Here is a 20,259-nt window from a genome sequence, read left to right on the forward strand (position 1 = left end):
CTACCCGCCAGTAGCTAGCTGCAGCCCCGCGAGTTTCCGGCGTACCTGCTCCGCCTGCGGATGCTCCAGCTCCTCCAGGATCGCGGCCGCGGCGCGCCAGCAGTCGCGGGCTCCGACGGCGTCGCCGGAGGCGCCGTAGGCGTCGCCGAGGTGGGTGAGGGTCTCGGCTTCGTGGAAGCGGACCCCCAGCTCGCGGTACAGGTCCAGCGCGTGGAGGTAGCACCCGATCGCCTGGTCGACCTCGCCGAGCCGGTGATGGGCGTACCCGAGGCTCTCCCAGGTCGCCGCCTGACCGTGCCGGTTGTCGCAGTCGTTGAGGATCTCGAGTGCCTTCTCGCTGTGTACGAGGGCCTGCCCGTAGTCGCCGAGCTGGGCGTGCTGCCAGCCGACGTCGTTGAGCGCGGCCGCCTGCCCGACCACGTGCTCGGCCGACTGGAACAGCTGCAACGCGCGTTCGGCGTAACGCAGCGCCTCGGCCCGCAGGCCCTGCTGCTCCACGACCCACGCCAGCGTGCGGTAGCCGTGCGCCTCCCCCACCACGTCGCCCGCGTTCGCGGCGAGGTCGAGCGTGCGCCGGAGCTGGCGGTGGGCCTCGTCGAACCGCCCGAACCTGGCCTGCGCAGCGGCCAGTGAGCGCCGCGCGATCGCCTCCGCGCTCGCGTCACCGAGTCGTCGGGCCGCGGCCACCGCACGGGTCTGCGAGGTCACGACGTCGTGCCAGTGCCCGCGCCGGTCGAGGTACTCCAGCAGCGCCCACGGCAGTTGCCACGCGTGCGTGTCGAAGCCGCGAGCCGCGGCCAGCTCCACACCCGCGAGCAGGACGGTGTGGTGGGCCGCGAACCACGTCAGCACCTGCTGCCGGGTGGCGAACGTCTCCGGTACGCAGCCCGGCTCGGCCGGTGCCACCACGATCGGGTCGCGCTGTGGGTACAGCACCATCGCGCCACTGTGCGCGGAGAGGAGGTAGTGGTCGAGGATCCGGCGCATCGCGGCCTCGCGTTCCTGCGCGGAGTCCACGTCCTCGCACAGCTCGAGAGCGTACGCGCGCAGGAGGTCGTGGAAGCTGTACCTGCCCGGCTCGACCTCCACGAGCAGGTGCGCCCGGCCGAGCTCGGCGAGGACCTGGCGCGTGCCCGCGATCTCCTTGCCCGCCAGGCTCGCGGCCGCCGCGGCCGCGATGTCGGGACCAGGAGCCAAGCCCAGCAGGCGAAACAGCCGTGCTGCCGCCGGGCCGAGCCGGCGGTACGACCACGAGAAGACCCGGCGTACGTCGGTCGCCTCGTCCGCTCCGCTGAACGCGTCCAGCCGGCCGTGCACGGCACGCAGCTCCGCCGCCAGCGAGTCGAGGCTGAACTGCGGGTGGGTCGCCGCCCGCGCGGCGACGATCGCCAGAGCGAGCGGAAGCCGTGCGCACGCGGCGATGATCTCCTCGACGGCGAGCGGCTCCGCGATCGTGCGGACCCGGCCGAGCCGCCGCTCCAGCAGCTCGCGCGCCTCGTCGACGCTCAGCAGATCGAGCATCAGCGGGTAGGCGCCCTCCGCCGCGATCAGCCCGGACAACTGGTCGCGGCTCGTCACGACGACCAGGCTGCCCGCGCTCCCGGGCAGGAGGGGCCGGACCTGTTCGGAGTCGCGCGCATTGTCGAGTACGACCAGCATGCGGCGGTCGGCGAGCATCGAACGGTACAAGGCGGTCTGCCCCGCCAGGTCGGCCGGAACGCGCTCGGGCCGCACGCCGAGCACCTCGAGGAACCCGCGGACGGCATCCGAGGGATCCGTCTGCGCGACCGACGGGTCGAAACCGTGCAGGTTCACATACAGCTGCCCGTCCGGGAAGCTGCCGGAGACCTGGTGCGCCCAGTGCAGCGTCAACGCGGTCTTGCCAACGCCCGCGCCGCCGGAGATCGCGGCGACCGTGACGGCAGCCGGCTCCCGGGCGGGCGGGTGGTTGTGGGCGGCGTCCGGCAGCAGGTCGTCCAGCCAGCGAAGGTGCACGGCCCTGCCTGTGAAGTCGGCGACGCCGGCCGGCAGCTGCGCCGGCACGGGTAGCTCGATCCGGCCGGGTACGGTCTCGGTCTCGAGCAGGTCGAGCGCCGGATCCGCGACCAGGATCTGCTGCCGGAGCTCGCGGGCCGGCGGCCCGGGCTCGACCCCGAGCTCGTCGGCGAGTACGTCGGACAGCCGCTGGTAGGTCTCGAGTGCCTCGGCCCGCCGGCCGCTTCGGTACTGCGCGAGCATCAGCTGCGACCAGAACCGCTCGCGCAGCGGATGCGTGCTGACCTGCTTCTGCAGCTCGGGCACCAGCCCGGCGTGCCGGCCGAGGACGAGCTCGGCGTGGACCTTCGACTCCAGTGCGGACAGCCGCAGCTGCTCCAGCCGGTCGGCCTCGACGGCGAGCAGCGGCGAGGCCGGTACGTCGGCGAAGGCCGGGCCGCGCCAGAGGTCGAGCGCGCGGCCGAGCAGGTCCACGGCCTCGCCGGCATCCCTCGTTCCGAGCATGGTCGTTCCCCGGTTGACCAGGGCCTCGAAGCGGCCGAGGTCGAGCTCGTCGCCCGGCAGCCCGAGCGTGTAGCCGGACAGGTCGGTGCTGAGCACCCGCGCCTCGAGGTCGCCGAGCGCGCGGCGCAGCTGGCCGACGTACTGCTGGATCAGGTTGACCGCACTGCCCGGCGCCCGCGCCGGCCACAGCTCCTCGATCAGCACATCGACCGGCACCGGCCGGCCGTGATGGGCGACCAGGGCAGCCAGCAGCGCACGTTGTTTGGGCGCGCTCAGGCGCTGCCAGCTCGCTCCGCTCGACACCTCGAGCGGGCCAAGGACCCGAACTCGCATCGTGCCCCCCTTTGCCACGTTCTCCATATCTATGAATCGCGACTCCGCGCCTCGCGTTCGAACCGGTCCGGTTCGCGAGCGTCTACGGGCAGTCCACGGGCGATCCATACCCGCACCATGCTGGCCGGACTCGCTGGCGCAGCTCTGGCGCCAGCGCGTGAGAGCGGAACGAGCGATATCTAACAGCACTGTTATATTTCGGTTCGTGACCGACTTCCACTCTCCCACCGAGCCCCACGCCAGCGGGCTGCTTCCGGTCGGCGACGGCAACCTCGTCTACTGGGAGATCTGCGGCAATCCGGACGGCAAGCCGGCGGTCGTCCTGCACGGCGGCCCGGGGTCGGGGTGCACGCCCGGCTGGCGCCGCTACTTCGACCCTTCCGCGTACCGCGTCGTCCTGCTCGACCAGCGCGGCTGCGGCCGCAGCACGCCGGACGCGGCCTCGTTCGAGACCGACCTGTCGGTGAACACCACGCACCACCTGATCGCCGACCTGGAGCTGCTGCGGTCGCACCTGGGGATCCAGCGCTGGCTGGTGTTCGGCGGCTCGTGGGGTACGACGCTCGGCCTGGCGTACGCGGAGCAGTATCCGCGGCGCGTGTCGGAGCTCGTGCTGTTCAGCGTCACGAACACGACCCGCCGGGAGGTCGAGTGGGTCACGCGCGACGTCGGCCGCCTGTTCCCGGAGCAGTGGCACCGGTTCCGGTCGGGCGTGCCCGCCGCCGAGCGGGACGGCAGCCTCGTCGACGCGTACGCGCGACTGCTGGCGTCGTCCGACCCACGTGTGCGCGAGCAGGCAGCCCGGGACTGGTGCACGTGGGAGGACTCACACGTCGCGATCGACCCTGACCACAAGCCCGACCCGCGCTACGACGACCCGGTGTTCCGGATGCGGTTCGCGCGCCTGGTGACGCACTACTGGTCCCACGCGGCCTGGCTGGAGGAAGGGGTGCTGGTCCGGGAGGCCGGGAAGCTGGCCGGGATCCCGGGCGTCCTGGTCCACGGCCGGCTCGACGTCAGCGGCCCACCCGACATCGCGTGGGAGCTGGCCCAGGCCTGGCCGGACGGGGAGCTCGTCCTCGTCGACCGCGCCGGCCACGGCTCCGGCCACCCCGGCATGGCCGAGTCCGTGCTGGCGGCCGTCGACCGCTTCGCGACCCGGCGCTAGCCCGCCGTCACGAGCTCCGGGCTCTCGAAGAGCATCGACGCGGCCGGGTCGAACGGGCAGCCACCATGCCTCAGATGCCCGACGTACTCCTCGCGGAAGTGCCTGATCGACGACAGCACCGGACCGGTCGCGAAGTCGCCGAGAGCGCAGAACGACCGGCCGGCGATGTTGTCGCAGATGTCGAGCAAGGTGCCGAGATCCTCCTCGCTCCCTTCGCCGTTCTCCAGCCGTTGCAGGACCTGGGCCATCCAGTAGGTGCCCTCGCGGCAAGGCGTGCACTTCCCGCACGACTCGTGCTCGTAGAACTCCATCCAGCGCGCAACGCAGCGAACCACGCACACCGTCTCGTCGAACACCATCGGAGACCCGGTACCGAACTGGGATCCGGCGGCGGAGACGGCGTCGTAGTCGAGCGGGATGTCGAGATGCTCGGGGGTGAACATGGGCGTTGACGACCCACCAGGTGTCCAGAACTTCAGCCGGTGCCCCTGGCGCACTCCGCCCGCGAGGTCCAGCAACTGGCGCATCGTGGTGCCGAGGCCGGCTTCGTACTGGCCGGGCCGCTTCACGTGCCCCGACACCGAGTAGATCACCGTGCCCGGAGCCTTCTCGGTTCCCCTGGCCCGGAACTGCTCCGCCCCACCGCGGACGATCGACGGGACGGTCGCGATCGTGCAGACGTTGTTGACGACCGTCGGCGACGCGTAGAGCCCTTCCACGGCCGGGAACGGCGGGCGCAGCCTCGGCTGCCCGCGCCGGCCTTCGAGCGACTCGAGCAGCGCCGTCTCCTCGCCACAGACGTAGGCGCCCGCACCGGCGTGGACGACCAGGTCGAGCTCGTACCCCGTGCCGAGGACGTCACTGCCGAGGTAGCCCTCGGCGTACGCCTCCGCGACCGCCTGTTGCAGCCGCCGCACCACGTGCAGCACCTCGCCGCGCACGTAGATGAACGCACAACGAGCCCGGATCGCGTACGAGGAGATGATGACTCCCTCGACCAGCGTGTGCGGGCTCGCCAGCATCAGCGGGACGTCCTTGCAGGCGCCGGGCTCGGACTCGTCCGCGTTGACCACCAGGTAACGCGGCTTGGCGCCGAGCGGCGCCAGCAACCCCCACTTCACGCCGGTCGGAAAGCCGGCGCCACCCCGGCCGCGCAGCCCCGAGTCCTTCACCATCCCGGCGATCACATCCGGGTCGAGCGTCACCGCCTTCCGCAGCGCGGCATAGCCGCCCTGGGCGACGTACGAGTCGTGCGTCCAGGCCCGGTCCGCGTCCCAGTTCGCGGTCAGGACCGGCGTAAGCAAGGCCGTCATCCCCACTCCTCTCACGAGTGCGCAGCCCGACTGTGTATGTGAATGCAATCACAAAGTCTCGCGAGTTCGCGGGCAGAACGGTGGCCAACTACGGCCGATCCGCGGGAACGCGCTAGTCGAAAGAGAGGCGCCGCCGGCCACGCGGCGGAGCGGGGATGTCGCCCACCGGCGTGTCCGCCGTCGAGCCGCGCGGAACGAGAACGCAGGGCAGCTTCTTCACCACCGGTTTGCTGGTCGGGTCGGCGATGCGCTTGCGCAACAGCTCGATGCCCGTGTCGACGATCGCCTCGACCGGCTGGTCGACCGAGGTGAGCGAGAACGACTCCCAGGCCGCCATGTCGACGTTGTCGAAACCGACCACCCACAGGTCTTCCGGGACCTTCACACCCATTGAACGTGCGCCGTCCAGCGCACCCAGCGCCAGCAAATCGGTCGTGGCGTAGACCGCGGTGGGCGGTTTGGGCAGTTTCATCAGCTGCTGTACGCCTTCGTGCCCGTTGCGATGGTCGAGCCCGCCGCGTACGACGTACTTCGGCTTGATCTCCAGGCCCTTCGCCGACAGCGCCGCCCGGAAGCCCGCCTCGCGATCGCGGGCGGTGCTCGTCGTCTGCGACATCCCGATCAGGCCGATCCGGCGGTGCCCGGCCGCGTGGAGGTAGTGGCCCGCGTCCCACGAGCCGCGCCAGTTGTCGCCGACGACCTGATCGCAGTCGAGGCCCTCGACACCGCGGTGCAGCAGCACGGTCGGTACGCCGGCCCGCACGGCGATCTTGTCAGGGCTGTCTCCCAGCAACGCCGAGGTGAAGATGAACCCGTCGGCCAGCCGCTGCCGGATCACCTGGGTCGCGGCGTCGTACGGGTCGTGTTGGAGGTTCCAGAGGATCATCTGCAGCCCGGCCGCGGACAGCTTGCGCCCGATCGCGTCCAGCAACGCGGCGTGCAGCGGGCTGGTCACCCGGGTGACGAACACACCCACCGTGTCGGTACGCCCGGTACGCATCGCCCGGGCCAGCGCGTTGGGCGAGTAGTCCTGCTCCTCGAGCACCTGCAGCACCCGCGCGCGCGTCTCGGCACTCACCTTCGGATGGTTGGTCAGCACACGCGAGACGGTCGACTGCGAAACCCCGGCGAGACGGGCGAGGTCGCGACTCGTCAGTGCGGGCCGGGATTTGTCCATTCCGTCTCCCTGTGATCGAGCTGGCTGTTGCTGCTAGTGCTTCGAGAGCATCTAGACATCTGTTCCGGCTCATTGTCCGGCATGCCCGCCCGGCTGTCCGCTTCTGGTCAGCCTTTACCCGACAGCCCCGCCTGAGCCGGTGCCCGTACCCGGTTGACCCGACCCGGCAGGAGGAGTAGATACGTATGCAGCGGCGATTGTGAATACGTATTCATCTTAGCCACGATTGGAGGCTTCCGGATGAATCCAATCAGATCACGCCTGACGAGGCGGAGTTTCCTCGGCGGAGCGGCCGGCCTGGCAGGTGCCACGTTCCTCGCCGGATGTGGCAACGGCGGAGCCGGCGGCGACTCGCTGACGTTCCTCAACTGGGAGTCGGTCAAGGGAACGCCGATGGAGAAGGCGCTGCGAGCCTTCGAGAAGGAGAGCGGCGAGAAGCTCACCATCCAGCCCGCGCCGGCCGACGACTACGACACCAAGATGCGAACGCTCCTCTCGGCGGGCACGCCGCCGGACGTGATGCGCATCAACGACGACTTCGTGCGCGGCTTCTCCGGCCAGGGTGCACTGCTCGACCTCAACGAGTACATCAAGCGGGACAAGCTCGACACCAACCGGTTCGCCAAGGAGGCGTTCGAGTTTCCGAAGCAGCCGGACGGCGCGCACACCGCCTGGGTGATCGGCTACGAGCCGCGGCTGATCTTCTACAACGTCGATGCGTTCAAGAAGGCCGGCGTTCCGCTGCCGCCGACCGAGTGGAGCGCCGACAACTGGAGCTGGGACGACTTCCACCAGCGTGCGAAGGCGTTGACCGGCAAGGGCACCACCTGGGGCGCGCTGGTCTACCTCGACACCGGCTACGAGCAGACGTTCACCGTCAACCACGGCAGCAAGACCGGCATCTACTCCTCCGACGGTACGAAGTTCACGCTGTCGGACTCGAAGGAGGTCGAGGCACTGCAGTGGGCGGTCGACCTGACCTGCGAGGACAAAGCCCAGCCGCCGTGGAGCGAGCTCCAGCAGGACAACGCCGACACTCAGATGTTCGCGCAGGGAAAGGTCGCGATGATCTTCGCACCGTTCAGCGTGGTCCCCTACCTGCGTTCGACCGTCAAGGACTTCACCTGGGACGTGGCCCCACCGCCCGCGGACGTCGAACAGCGCACCGAGGCCAGCGTCATCGTGTTCACGATCGCCAAGGACGCGCCCAACCCCGACAAGGGCTGGGAGCTGCTCAAGTACCTCGCCAGCGAGCCCGCCGGGAAGATCCTCGGTGCAGCCAAGGAGATGACACCGATCGACAAGAACGCCGCGAAGCTGATCAAGCCGGACGGCAAGTCGCCCGAGCACGTCGACCTGTTCGCGGTCGCGGCCGACCACCTCACGGCGACCAACCAGACGAAGAACACCCTCGGCGCCCGCGAGCTCTACCGGCCCGCGCTCGACGCCGCGTACAACTGCGAGAAGTCCGTCGGCGATGTCCTGTCCGGCATCAAGCCTCAGGTCGAAGAAGCACTCAAGGGCTGAGGCCGGTGCAGCTGATCTCACGCGGACACGCGAAAAGAACGGTCGTCGTCTCGAGTGAGCGATCCGCACGACGCAGGCAGAACCTCACGGGCTGGTTGTTCATCGCGCCGGTGGTCTTCGGCGTGGTGGCGTTCCAGTTCTTCCCCATCCTGGTGTCGATGGGTGCGTCGCTGACGGCCTGGAACGGCATCTCGGCGCCACGGTTCGTCGGCTTCGACAACTTCGTCGAGCTGTTCACCCGTGACCCGCTGTTCCTCACCACGTTGTGGAACACGACGTACTTCACGCTGGTCAGCATCCCGCTGACGATCGGCCTCGGCTTCCTGCTGGCGTTGCTGTGCGCCCGGCAGATGCGCGGTGTCGTCGTGTTCCGGACGGCCTACTTCGCGCCGTACGTCACCAACGTCGTCGCGATCGGGTTCGTGTGGTTCTGGTTCTTCCACCCGAGCCAGGGCGTGGTCAACGGGCTGCTGAAGGAGGTCGGCGTCGACGGCCCGGCCTGGCTCTCGTCGTCGACGTGGGCGATGCCGGCCGTAATCCTGGTCAGCGTGTGGCAGGGCGTCGGCTACCCGATGATCATCCTGCTGGCCGGCCTGCAGGGCATTCCGGACGTGCTCTACGAGTCGGCGAAGATCGACGGCGCCAACGCGTTGGCCCGGGCGCGGCACATCACGCTGCCGCTGCTGACGCCGCACTTCTTCTTCCTGCTCGTCACGCAGTTCATCAGCTCGTTCCAGGTGTTCGGCCTGATCTACGTGATGACACAGGGCGGGCCCGGCCATGCGACGTCGGTCTACATCTACTACCTCTACGAAACCGCCTTCTCCTACGGGAAGATCGGCTATGCGTCCGCGATGGCGTGGATCCTGTTCTTCGTCATCGCCGCGGTGACCTTCGTGCAGTGGAAGCTGCAGAAGCGGTGGGTGTTCTACGAATGATCGAGAACCTGCTGAAAATGATCGCCAGGCCAGTTCTCTGGGTGTTCATGCTCGTGCTCGCCCTCGGCTTCATGCTGCCGCTGATCTGGATGATCAGCTCGTCGCTGAAGCCGGAGGCGGAGGTGATGACGCTGCCCCCGACGTTCGTCCCGAGTGTGCCGCAGTGGGGCCACTACCTCGAGATCTTCGGCCTGATCCCGATCTTCCTGTTCAACAGCGTCAAGCTCGCGGCCTACAACGTGGTCGGCATCCTGATCGTGTCGTCGCTCGCGGGCTACGCGTTCGGGCGGCTGCAGTTCGCGGGGCGCGACTTCGCGTTCCTGGTGCTGCTGGCGACGTCGATCATCCCGGGCATCGCCTACCTCATCCCGCAGTACATCGTGTTCCGCCAGATCGGCTGGATCGACACGCACTTCCCGTTGTGGGTGCCGCGCGTGCTCACGCCGGTGTTCGCGACGTTCCTGATGCGGCAGGCGTTCATGACGATCCCGCGCGAGCTGGAGGACGCGGCGAAGATCGACGGCGCGTCGACGTTCACGACGTACTGGCGCATCATGCTGCCGCAGACCAAGCCCGCGCTGGCCGCAATCGGTGTCTTCACGTTCCTGGAGTCGTGGAACGACCTGTTCGGGCCGCTCATCTTCCTCAACTCCGAGCGCCTGCAGACGTTGCCGGTCGCGCTCGCGCAGTTCCGGGGTGAGTACTTCACCCAGATCAGCCTGCTGATGGCGGGTGCGACGGTAGCCGTGCTGCCGGTGCTCGTGGTCTTCGTGCTGGCGCAGCGGTACTTCATCCAAGGCATCACCATGACCGGATTGAAAGGATGATCTCGTGTCCGATCCGTTTGTCGCAATGCAAATCGGCGCCATTTCGTTCGTCGACGAAGGAGTCGGCACGACGCTGGACATCCTGGCCGAACGAGGCGCGGTGAACGCACTCTTCCTCGCAACCCCCACCTGGACGCGTGGAACCGGCGGACGGCAGGTGCCCGGCTACCCCCTGCCCGACCACGGCGTACAGGAGTACGACCTGGACTGGAAGGGCGGCAACTACGCCAGGGTGCGGCCGGAGTACTACGGCAACACCGTGCTCGGTGCGGCCGGGCGCGCGCCGGAGCACCCCGACCTCGACCTGTTCGAGGCGGTGATTCCCGAAGCCAAGCAGCGCGGCATGCTGTCGTACGCCTGGATGGAGGAGAGCAGCTCGGCCCGCTGGCTGCGCTCCTACCCCAACTTCCCGAAGGTGCTCGAGGTCGACGCCTGGGGCCGGCCGGGCGCGCGGCCGTGCTTCAACAACCCGGACTACCGCAACTGGCACCTCAGCATCGTCGAGGAGTACGCCAAGAACTACGACCTGGACGGGCTCGCCTGGTGCTCCGAGCGGCCCGGGCCGCTGAACCTCCTGATGCAGGGCACGGTCGAGGTGCCCGACATCGGCTGCTTCTGCACACACTGCCGGCAGATCGCGCGGGACCGCGGGATCGACGTCGCGCGGGCGCAGGCGGGATACCGCGAGCTGCTGGAGTGGAACCAGCGACTCGGTGCGGGTGAGCGGCCCGCGGACGGCGCGTTCGTGACGTTCTGGCGGATCCTGCTGCACTACCCCGAAGTCCTTGCCTGGCAGACGTTGTGGACCGAGAGCCAGCGGCAGATCTACCGCGACATCTACGGCGTCACCAAGGCCTGCGACCCCGCGATCCAGGTCGGCTGGCACGTCTACCACAACATCTCGTTCAGCCCGTTCTTCCGGGCCGACCAGGACTACGCCGAGCTGGCGAAGCTCTCCGACTACATCAAGGTCGTCATCTACAACAACTGCGCCGGGCCGCGCTACCACACATGGGTACGGAACGTCTGCAACGCGCTGTTCGCCGACGCGACGCCGGAAGACGTCTACCCGTTGATGATGAAGCTGCTGCAACTCGACGAGGGCGCGTACGAGAAGCTGCCGCAGACCGGCTTCTCCGCCGACTACGTACGCCGGGAAACCGCCCGGGCGGTCGTCGGTGTCGACGGGCAGTCGGCGATCTATCCGGGGATCGACATCGACATCCCGGTGGGACGCCCGCCCGGCACGGGTGAGAAGCAGCGTGATGTCGTCAAGCACAACTGGGACCTGACGTCGGGCGAGCTGACGGCGTGCACGCCGGAGTCGGTGCGGGACGCGACCGCGGCCGCGTTCGCCGGAGGCGCGCAGGGCGTGGTGCTGAGCCGGAAGTACTCCGAGATGAAGCTGGCCAACCTCTCCGGTGCCGGCGACGCGATCCGGGGCCTTGGCGGATGAGTGTTCCGTGGTACGAGCGGACCCTGCGCTGGGGGCAGACGAACCTCACCGAGGTCGACCCTGCGCGGTACGACAGCGACTGGTGGCGGTCGTACTGGCGGCGGACCTCCGTGCAGGGCGTCATCGTCAACGCCGGCGGGATCGTGGCGTACTACCCGAGCAAGTACGAGCTGCAGCATCGCGCACGCTTCCTGTGCGACGGCGATCTCTACGGCGACATCGTGCGGGCGGCGCGTTCCGAGGGCCTGACGGTGCTGGCGCGGATGGACTCCAACCGGGCCGATCCGGCCTTCTACGACGAGCATCCGGACTGGTTCGCGGTCGACGCCGACGGCGTTCCGTACCGTGCGGGCGAGAAGTACGTCGCGTGCGTCAACAGTCCGTACTATCGCGGCTATCTCCCGGGTGTGCTGGAGGAGATCGTCGAGCGCAGTGCGCCGGACGGCATCACCGACAACAGCTGGAGCGGGCTGGACCGTTCGAAGATCTGCTACTGCGTACACTGCCGGCGGGAGTTCCTGGCCGACACCGGGCGGCGGCTGCCACCCGCTGCCGACTGGGACGCGCCGGACTATCGCGCGTGGATCGAGTGGAGCTACGCGCAGCGATTGGCGGTGTGGGACCTCAACAACGCGACGACGACCGCCGCTGGTGGGCCGGACTGCCTGTGGATCGGCATGAACTCCGGTGCGATCGAGTCGCAGAGTGCACGTTTCCGTGACTACAAAGGGATCTGCGAGCGGACACCGATCATCATGCTCGACTCGCAGTACCGCGGTGCCGCGGGCTTCCAGGCCAACTCCGACAGCGGCAAGCTGATCCACGGCCTGCTCGGCTGGGACGCGCTGATCCCGGAGAGCACGGCGCTCTACGACGCCGGGACGCCGACGTTCCGGGTGGGCTCGAAGCCGGCGCCGGAAGCGCGGATGTGGGCGGTGTCGGGGTTCGCGGGCGGGATCCAGCCGTGGTGGCACCACATCGGCGCCTACCACGAGGACCGGCGGCAGTACGCCACGGCCGAGCCGTTGTTCGGGTGGCATGCGGCCAACCAGGAGTGGCTCGTCTCCCGTACCCCGCTGGCCAACGTGGGCCTGGTGTGGAGCCAGCGGTCCGTCGACTTCCACGGTCGCGAGGATCCGGAGGCGCGCAGCATCCTGCCGTACCGCGGCTTCGCCGACGCGCTGATCCGTTCGCGGATCCCGTACCTGCCGGTGCACGCAGACCACATCGCGCGCGATGCCGCCCAGTTCGACGTGCTGGTACTGCCGAACGTCGGCGCGCTGAGCGACGCGCAGTGCGCCTCGCTTCGCGCGTACGTCGAGGGCGGCGGCAGCCTGATCGTGACCGGCGAGTCCGGCAGGTACGACGAGTGGGGCGATCCGCGGGCGGACCTGGTGTGCGCCGACCTGCTCGGCGTGCAGCACACCGGCACCCAGCACGGGCTGGACCGGGCGCCGCAGGCGAACTGGGAGTCGTACGCGGGGCACACGTACCTCCGGATCGAACGGTCTGCCGAGCCGGATCCGTTGCTGGTCTCGGGTTTCTCCTCGACCGACCTGTTGCCGTGCGGCGGCCGGCTCGACGTGGTGCGCGCCGGCGAGGAGGCGACGGTGCCGCTCACCTGGGTGCCGCCGTTCCCGATCTACCCGCCGGAGACGTCGTGGATGGAACGGCCGCGCAGCTCCCTGCCGGCGTTGACCGCACGTACGCTCGCGACCGGCGCGCGGGTCGCGTACCTCGCCGCCGACGTCGACCGCTGCTACGCCCGGCACCATCACCCGGACCACGGGCAACTGCTGGCCAACCTCGTCCGCTGGGCGACCGGCCCGGCAGGCGTGCCGTTGACGGTGGAGGGACCCGGCGTACTGGACTGCAACCTCTACCGTCAGGAGTCGGCGGTGGTGCTGCACCTGGTCAACCTCAGCCAGGGCGGTGCGTGGCAGGGCCGGCTCGACGAGCTGCTGCCCGTCGGGCCGCTGACGGTGAGCGTGACAGCACCTTCGGCCCAGCGGGCCAGGCTGCTGGTCGCGGGCACGGAAGTCCCGGTGAAACCAGCCGATGGCGGCGTGACGTTCACCGTCCCCAGCGTCCTCGACCACGAGGTCGTCGTCCTGGCGGAGTGAGCGACGATCTCGCCATCGGAAGACGACCCGTGGAGTAGCATTCGAGGTGGCAATCGGCAGCCGGCCGCCCGCGACCCGGTTTGGGTACGGTGAATGTCGACTCTCTTCGCGTCACAGCTGGGCTGTCCTTCGCCACGGCGGACCCGAGCAGCAATGCGGGCACTGATCGCGATTCCGCCGGAAGGGTGCTCCCGTGAGCGATCGATCCGAATACAAGCTGATGGCGGGACGGCTGCGCAAGGACCTCGCCAACGCCGGCGTGTCAGTCAGCCACAGCCAGTCCCTCGAGCTCGTCGCCCACCTGCATGGCGTGAAGGACTGGAACACGCTGGCCGCGACCACTCCTGTGCCCGTCGCGAAGCCGGCCACCACGCAGGTCGGCGGCGCACCAGGCGACGACACGTGCCAGGTGCTCGAGGTGGTGCCGTTCCTGCATCCTTCGTCCATGCAGGCGTCGCTGGCTTTCTACCAGGACATCCTCGGCTTCCGCATCGCTCTCGCCTGGCCGTCGAAGGACGACATCCGCTGGTGCCGGCTCGAGCTCGGCCAGGCCGCGATCATGCTGCAGGAGGCCCACGGAGCCGGCTCGCCCGTGGGCGCCGGCCGTCGGCTTGGCGACGGAGTGAGCCTCACGTTCGTCTGCTCGAACGCCCTCGCGATCTACAACAAGGCGGTCGCGGCCGGGCTGCCGGTCGAGGAACCGTTCGTCGGCAATCACATGTGGGTCGTGGTCCTCCACGACCCCGACGGCTGCCGAATCGAGTTCGAGTCCACAACGCTCGCACCGGAGGGCGCGACACTTTCCGAAGTTCACGGGCCGGGATAACTACACTCGGTCGATGATCGACTTCTCGACGGAGCTCGGCCGGTACGCCACGGACCGCCTGGGCCGCGACATCGTGGTCTGGCTGACGACGATCGGCAAGCGGAGTGGGGATCCGCTGCCGAGCCTGGTGTGGTTCTGGTGGAACGGCACGGATGTGCTGGTCCCCAGCCAGCCTGGCAAGCCGAAGCTGCACAACATCGCAGCCCACACACGCGTCGCTCTCAACTTCGACAGTGAGTACGGCGGCGACGGGGTTGTCGTCTTCTCCGGCACGGCCGCGATCGCGTCGGCCTACATGAACGACGACGAATGGAGCGGGTTCGCCGCCAAGTACGCCGAGCGGTTCCCCAACATCGACCTGAACGCCGAGGAGTTCCGCGGCTCGTTCTCCGAGCTGATCCGGATCAGCCTCGACCGCCTCCGCGGGTTCGCCGACGTCCCGTACCCCCGCTAGGGTCGCGGGCCGGCTCCTCGTTCCCGATCCAGTCGCCGTCGGCGAGCCTGCGCAGGCTGCACTCCAGGTCGAAGGTGAGCCAGCGGGACAGCTGCGGATGGGCTTGGTGTTCCCAGAGCCCGTAGGGCCCGCGCAACGAGGCCAGCCACCCGACGAGGTCGCGAACCCGCCGGTCGGCAGCGGAGACACCGCAGCGCGACGCGAGGTCGAGGACGAACGCGGAGTCGAACGTGACGTAGAACGTCACCTGCCCCAACGCGCGTTCGAGCCCGACCAGCCGCGAGACCTCCCAGCCGAGCGCCGACTCCTCCCGGGACTCACGGGCCAGGAGGTGGTCGACGCCGAGGCGGGCCGCGTCGGATCGCCGGCGCGTAGGGTGCAGCGCGAGGCAGGCCACGGCACCGGTGGTCGCGGAACGGCAGCCCGCTCCGCGTGGCAGCCGCCGGTACTCCTTCTCCGGCTGGGCAGGCCGCCCACGACCGCCGAGGTCGGCCTTGGGACCGGCAGGCCAGGAGCCGTCGGTGAGACGCTCGGACAGCAGCCATTCGTACGCGCGTTCCGCCCGCGGGTCGATAGCGAACCCGGCCGCGGCGATGCCTCGCAACGGCACGACGGTATGCATGGTGACGAAGCGCGGGCCGTCCGCCGAGCCGGGCCGCGCCGACCAGGAGCCGTCCGGCCGCTGGTGGGCGAAGATGGCGTCGACGGCAGCGGCGAGCTCGGGGCCGTGGTAGCCGAGGTACGCCAGCCGGCAGAGCAGGTAGCCGGCGGCGAACGGCCCGTCGGCCGCCGCGAGTTCCGCCAGGAGCGACCGCACCGCGGGGCTCTCGCCTATCTCGTCCCGCCAGGCCCCGACCTCGCCATCGTCCGCGAGTCCGAACAGCTCCATGCCCGCCCGCCATCGCAACGATGCCGACGGGTCACCGAGCAGGAGCGGGGTCGCGTTCATGCCAGCGTCTCGCGTACGTACGGCGCCGTCGCCGTGCCGGCCTCGGCGAGCTCTTCGGGGCGGCCGGCGAAGACGATCTCGCCACCGTCAGGTCCGGCGCCGGGACCGAGCTCGATCAGCCAGTCGCACGCGGCCAGCAACACCGGGTCGTGCTCGACGACCAGCACGGTGTTGCCGGCGTCGACGATCGCGTCGACGGCGCGGGCGAGCACCGCGACGTCGGTCACCTGCAGACCGACTGTCGGTTCGTCGAGTACGTAGAGCGTGCCGGCCTTGGAAGGCCGTGCGAGCTCCTTGGCGAGCTTGAGTCGTTGCGCCTCGCCACCCGACAGACTCCAGCCAGGCTGGCGTACGACGAGATAGCCGAGCCCGAGCGAGACCGCGGCTCCGCCCATCCGGCGCACGAGGTCGAGGTCGCCCCACTCCTCGACCAGCTCCGCGATCGTGAGCGACTCGATACCGGCGAGGGTCCGGCAGCGTTCGACCAGCGTCGCGACCTCACGCCGGTAGCCCGAGCCGCCGCACGCGTCACAGTCCTGGGTCACCGCCGGAAGGAACGACAGGTCCGTCTGCCAGCTCCCCTTGCCGCGGCAGGCGTCGCAGCCGTACGTGAGGTCCTTGACCGTGATCCCCTGCTCGACGGCCACCTCGCTCCCCGCGAACGCCTTGCGTACGGCGCCGATCAGCCCGAGGAACATCCCCGGCGACGTGATCTCCGCGCGGGACTGGTCGGCCACGACCGTACGATCGGGCGCGCTGGAGATCGTGGAGTGCACGCCGGGCTCGGCCCGGATCACGCCGACGCCCGTGACGGAGGTCTTCGGCCGGGCCAGTGCCAGCGCGATGGTGTCGACGACGAGCGAGGACTTCCCCGACCCGGACACACCGCACACGCCGGCCAGCACGCCGAGTGGGATACGCACATCGAGGCCGCGCAGGTTGTTCTCCCGTGCGCCGGCAACGGACATCCACCCCGTCGGCTCGCGCCTGCGGGTGCGAGGGAGAGCGACGCGTCCCTCGAGCACCGCTCGGGTGACCGACCGCGGGCTGTCGAGATCGACCAACCGTCCGCCGGCCCGCCCAGGACCAGGACCGATCTCGACAACGTCGTCAGCGGCGCGAATGAACGTCGGATCGTGCTCGACGGCGATCACGGTGTTGCCGGCGTCGCGCAGCTCGCCCAGCGTACGGACGAGCGCGCCCGTCTCAGACGGATGCAGGCCACGGCTCGGCTCGTCGAGCAGCACAGTCATGCCGACCAGGCCACCGCCGAGCACCGACGCCAGCTTGATCCGCTGCGCCTCCCCCGCGGACAACGACCACGTCATCCGGTTCAGCTCGAGGTAGCCCAGCCCGACCTCACAGAGGAACCCGAACCGGCGCAACGCGACGTCGCGGGCGTGCGCCGCGTGCCGGTCGTCCGGCGTAGCCATCGACGCCAGTACGGCATGGAGCTCGGCGAGCGGCGCCGCGAACAGGTCGCTGCGGTCGCGACCCTCGAGTCGAATCGCCAGGAACGGAGCGCGCAGCCGCTTGCCTCCGCACTCCCGGCACGGAAACGCCTTGGTCTCCGTGCCGCCGACGTCGAGCTTGGCCCAGTCGTTCAGCCCGTCCCAGGACGACTCGCCGTACAGGACCGCGTTGCGGGCCTCGTCGGACAGCTCCGACCACGGGGTGGTGTCCAGGTCGAAGCCGTACCGCTCTGCGAAGTCGCGCATCGCGCTGTTGGCGGTGGATACGTTCGGACGAAACCACGACAGGCCTCCGCCGAAGCACCGTGCGAGGGGCAGCTCGGGCCGTACGATCTGGTCCCATTCGTACTCCCGCTCGAGACCGAGTCCGACGCACTGCGGGCAGCTGGCCGCGGGCGAACCGATCAGGTGGCGCGGCTCGATCGGCACCGCTCCGGCGCCGCAGTCACCGCACATCCACGCGGCTTCCGGTTTCGGCGACGACCGGCGGACGTCCTCGCCACCACAGGCGAGGCACGAGCGCACACCGGCGCGCGCCAGGACAACGGAGACGAGGCGATCGAGGTCGCTGGACCGGCCGACGGTCGTCTGGGCGGCCTCCCAGCGCGACGGTCCGCCAGGATCGAAGTTCGTCCCCGAGGCGTCGACGCTCATCGTCGGGCCGAGCCCGGTGAGCGAGTCGACCGGCGCTTCCGGTCCTTCGCGTACCGACTGGCGCTCGTACACCGACAGGCACTCCAGCAGCCGCCGGTCGGCCTCCGCCGCCAGGACGTCGCGGACCAACGACGACTTGCCCGAGCCCGACACACCTGTCACGACAGTGAATCTGCCCTTGCCGAACTGGACGTCGACACCTCGCAGGTTGTGCGCGCGGGCGCCCCGCACCCGGATGGCATCGCTGGAACGCCGGCCGGCGCGCGGCGTGGCACGCGGCACCACCTCGGGCGGTTCCTCGGAGCCGGGAGGCCCGCAGTGCCGCAGGCGTCCCCCGTCCGGTCCACCTCCAGGCCCGAGATCGATCCGCCAGTCGGCCGAGGCGATCACGTCCGCCTGGTGTTCGACGACGACCACGGTGCAGCCGTTGGCCGTCAGCTTGTCGAGCATGGCGAGGAGCCGGTCCAGGTCGCCAGGATGCAAGCCCGTGGTGGGCTCGTCGAGCAACACGAGGTTGCCTGCCCTGGCCTTGGTGACCTCCCGGGTGAGGCGGATTCTCTGCGCCTCACCGCCGGAGAGACTGGGCGACGGTTGCCCGAGCGTGATGTAACCGAGCCCGATCTCCTGCAGGGTTTCGAGGATCCGCGTCACCGGTGGATGTTCGGCGAACAGCGCCGCGGCATCGTCGACACTCAGCTCCAGCACCTCGGCGATCGAGAGCCCTTTCCACGTTGCCTCGAGAACCTCGGGCCGGTAACGGCGTCCCTCGCAGGCCTCGCACGGCACCCAGATGGGCTCCAGATAGCTGAGGCTGATGGCGGCCGCGCCCATCCCCTCACACTCCGGGCACGCCCCTTCGGCCCGGTTGAACGTGAACTCCGACGCCGACCGTCCGGTCTCCTCCGCGAACACGTCACGGATCCGGTCGAACACCTTCGTATAGGTCGCGGGGTTCGAGCGCGGGTTGTTGCCCAGCGGCGCCTGGTCCACCGCGAGCACCCGCAGGGCTGGCGCGTCGAACGTGGCGCACCCGATCGGCGCCTGCGCACGAAGCGAGGCCAGCAGCACCTCCCGCGCCAACGTGGTCTTGCCCGCACCCGAGGGCCCGGTGATCACCGTGAGCGATCCGACCGGGATCTCGCATTCGACATCGCGCAGGTTACGCAGGCCGGCCCCGGTGATGCGGATCCGTTCGTCGGACACGGGACGTCGCGCCCGCTGCCGCCGTGTCCTGGTCGAGAAGCCAACGCCGGAGGCGGTGCCGGCCCGCCACAGCTCGGCCGGCGTTCCCTGGAAGACCAGTTGCCCGCCGCCGCGGCCGCCAGCCGGCCCGATCTCGACGACATCGTCTGCTCTGGCGACGGCCACCGGGTCGTGCTCCACCATCAGCACCGGCCCCGGCAACGAGCCGATGGCGTCCAGGAGCCGCTCGAGATCGCTGTGGTGCAGGCCGATCGTCGGCTCGTCGAGGACGTGCAGCAGATCCTCGAGCCGGCCGCCGAGCACGACCGCGAGCCGCGTCCGCTGCGCTTCCCCGCGGGACAGCGTGGGCATCGACCGGTCGAGACCGAGGTGGCCAAGGCCCAACGTGACAAGGGGCCGCAGCCGGCGCAGCAGCTCGTCCCGAACGCGTTCGGCCCGTAGATCCGCCGGCAGCTGCTCGACGAAAGCGTGGGCCTGGTTCACCGAACGTGCGAGCAGCTCGGGCAGCGTGACACCGGCGATGCGGTGTGACGAGGTGTCGGCCGCCGCATCGCGGAACGCCGACGGCTCCAGTGGCCGTACCCAGTCCGAACAGCTCGGGCAGATCGGTGCCCGCAGCACCGGCGTGCCGCCGAGCCGGACCTCAGGTGAGCCCAGCCCGTCGGCACGTTCCAGGCAGGTACGAACCTCCGCCGCGGACGCACCCGCCTGGAGCGTGGCCACCCGGACGACCACATCGTGCGGAACCGTGGGATCGAGCCGCGGCACGCGGCCGGACTTGCCCGCCGCCCACGCCCGCCCGTCGACCGTCACCGCGTCGAACTGCCCTCGCAAGCCCGCGAGTAGATGCGCATGGCTCCCGCGCAGACCGCGCACGACCGCGACCTCCACCTCGAGCCGGCCCGCGGCAGCGAGCACCGACAAGGCGATCGCGAGCCGCTCCTCGCGCGACACCGCGCGTACCGGCACCTGGCAGCGCGGGCAGGTGACCTCGGCGAACCGCGCGTACAGGATGCGCAGGAACGGATGCAGGCCCACCGACGTCGCCACAGTCGAAGCAGGGTTGACGTTCAGCACGTTCTGCGCGATCGCCACCGCTGGGCCGAGGCCCTCGATGCCGCGCACCTGCGCCGCCGGCACCCGCGCCTCTCGACGTCCAAGGCCAAGCGTCTCGAGAAATCGCCGCCGCGCCTCGGTGTAGACCACATCGAACGCGAGCGACGACTTCCCTGAGCCGGAGACGCCGACGACCGCGGTCACGCCGGGCCCGAACGTGACGTCGACGTCACGCAGGTTGTGCTCCGCCGCTCCGAGGACCCTCAACTCTCCTGCCATCTCCG

The 20,259-nt window shown here is 69.7% G+C and carries 13 protein-coding genes; 8 read left to right on the forward strand and 5 right to left on the reverse strand.

All coding sequences use genetic code 11. The annotated features are described in order from the left end of the window. Entirely contained in the window at nt 1–2,832 is a 2,832-nt protein-coding gene (locus ACYVF6_RS44165; RefSeq protein ID WP_460532445.1) for an AfsR/SARP family transcriptional regulator, read from the reverse strand. Nucleotides 2,833–3,037: 205 nt separating this feature from the next. Between ACYVF6_RS44165 and pip the strand changes: the two genes are divergently transcribed. Continuing rightward, entirely contained in the window at nt 3,038–4,000 is a 963-nt protein-coding gene (gene pip, locus ACYVF6_RS44170) for an alpha/beta hydrolase family protein (RefSeq protein ID WP_460532448.1), read from the forward strand. Here the strand turns inward: pip and nuoF are convergent. Beyond that, a complete protein-coding gene (gene nuoF, locus ACYVF6_RS44175) occupies nt 3,997–5,313 on the reverse strand; it encodes a complex I 51 kDa subunit family protein (protein ID WP_460532450.1) in 1,317 nt (438 codons plus the stop codon). The genes pip and nuoF overlap by 4 nt on opposite strands. Nucleotides 5,314–5,425: 112 nt before the next feature. Continuing rightward, nucleotides 5,426–6,490, reverse strand: a complete 1,065-nt coding sequence (locus ACYVF6_RS44180; protein WP_460532453.1) for a LacI family DNA-binding transcriptional regulator — start codon at nt 6,488–6,490, stop codon at nt 5,426–5,428. 240 nt (nt 6,491–6,730) lie between these two features. On the opposite strand from ACYVF6_RS44180, the gene ACYVF6_RS44185 reads away from it, so the two are divergent. From ACYVF6_RS44185 to ACYVF6_RS44215, 7 genes are all read left to right on the forward strand, one after another. After that, entirely contained in the window at nt 6,731–8,017 is a 1,287-nt protein-coding gene (locus ACYVF6_RS44185) for an ABC transporter substrate-binding protein (protein WP_460532456.1), read from the forward strand. 5 nt (nt 8,018–8,022) lie between these two features. Then, complete coding sequence (locus ACYVF6_RS44190) at nt 8,023–8,955, forward strand: carbohydrate ABC transporter permease (protein WP_460532459.1); 933 nt, start codon at nt 8,023–8,025, stop codon at nt 8,953–8,955. Beyond that, nucleotides 8,952–9,782, forward strand: a complete 831-nt coding sequence (locus ACYVF6_RS44195; RefSeq protein ID WP_460532462.1) for a carbohydrate ABC transporter permease — start codon at nt 8,952–8,954, stop codon at nt 9,780–9,782. Before ACYVF6_RS44190 ends, ACYVF6_RS44195 begins: the two co-directional genes overlap by 4 nt. A 4-nt stretch (nt 9,783–9,786) precedes the next feature. Continuing rightward, complete coding sequence (locus ACYVF6_RS44200) at nt 9,787–11,238, forward strand: hypothetical protein (protein WP_460532465.1); 1,452 nt, start codon at nt 9,787–9,789, stop codon at nt 11,236–11,238. After that, nucleotides 11,235–13,361 carry a beta-galactosidase gene (locus ACYVF6_RS44205; RefSeq protein WP_460532468.1) on the forward strand — a complete coding sequence of 709 codons (2,127 nt, stop codon included), beginning with the start codon at nt 11,235–11,237 and terminating at the stop codon, nt 13,359–13,361. The genes ACYVF6_RS44200 and ACYVF6_RS44205 overlap by 4 nt, the downstream gene beginning before the upstream one ends. A 193-nt stretch (nt 13,362–13,554) precedes the next feature. Continuing rightward, nucleotides 13,555–14,187: a glyoxalase superfamily protein gene (locus ACYVF6_RS44210; RefSeq protein ID WP_460532471.1), complete on the forward strand. Its 633-nt coding sequence runs from the start codon at nt 13,555–13,557 to the stop codon at nt 14,185–14,187. 13 nt (nt 14,188–14,200) lie between these two features. Continuing rightward, nucleotides 14,201–14,641 (forward strand): pyridoxamine 5'-phosphate oxidase family protein, encoded by a 441-nt coding sequence (locus tag ACYVF6_RS44215; RefSeq protein WP_460532474.1) that lies wholly within the window; start codon nt 14,201–14,203, stop codon nt 14,639–14,641. On the opposite strand, the gene ACYVF6_RS44220 is transcribed toward ACYVF6_RS44215, so the two are convergent. After that, entirely contained in the window at nt 14,592–15,590 is a 999-nt protein-coding gene (locus ACYVF6_RS44220) for a prenyltransferase/squalene oxidase repeat-containing protein (RefSeq protein WP_460532477.1), read from the reverse strand. The genes ACYVF6_RS44215 and ACYVF6_RS44220 overlap by 50 nt on opposite strands. Continuing rightward, nucleotides 15,587–20,254, reverse strand: a complete 4,668-nt coding sequence (locus ACYVF6_RS44225) for an excinuclease ABC subunit UvrA (RefSeq protein WP_460532480.1) — start codon at nt 20,252–20,254, stop codon at nt 15,587–15,589. Before ACYVF6_RS44225 ends, ACYVF6_RS44220 begins: the two co-directional genes overlap by 4 nt. Between the last annotated feature and the right edge of the window lie 5 nt (nt 20,255–20,259).

This window comes from Flindersiella endophytica (assembly GCF_054779015.1).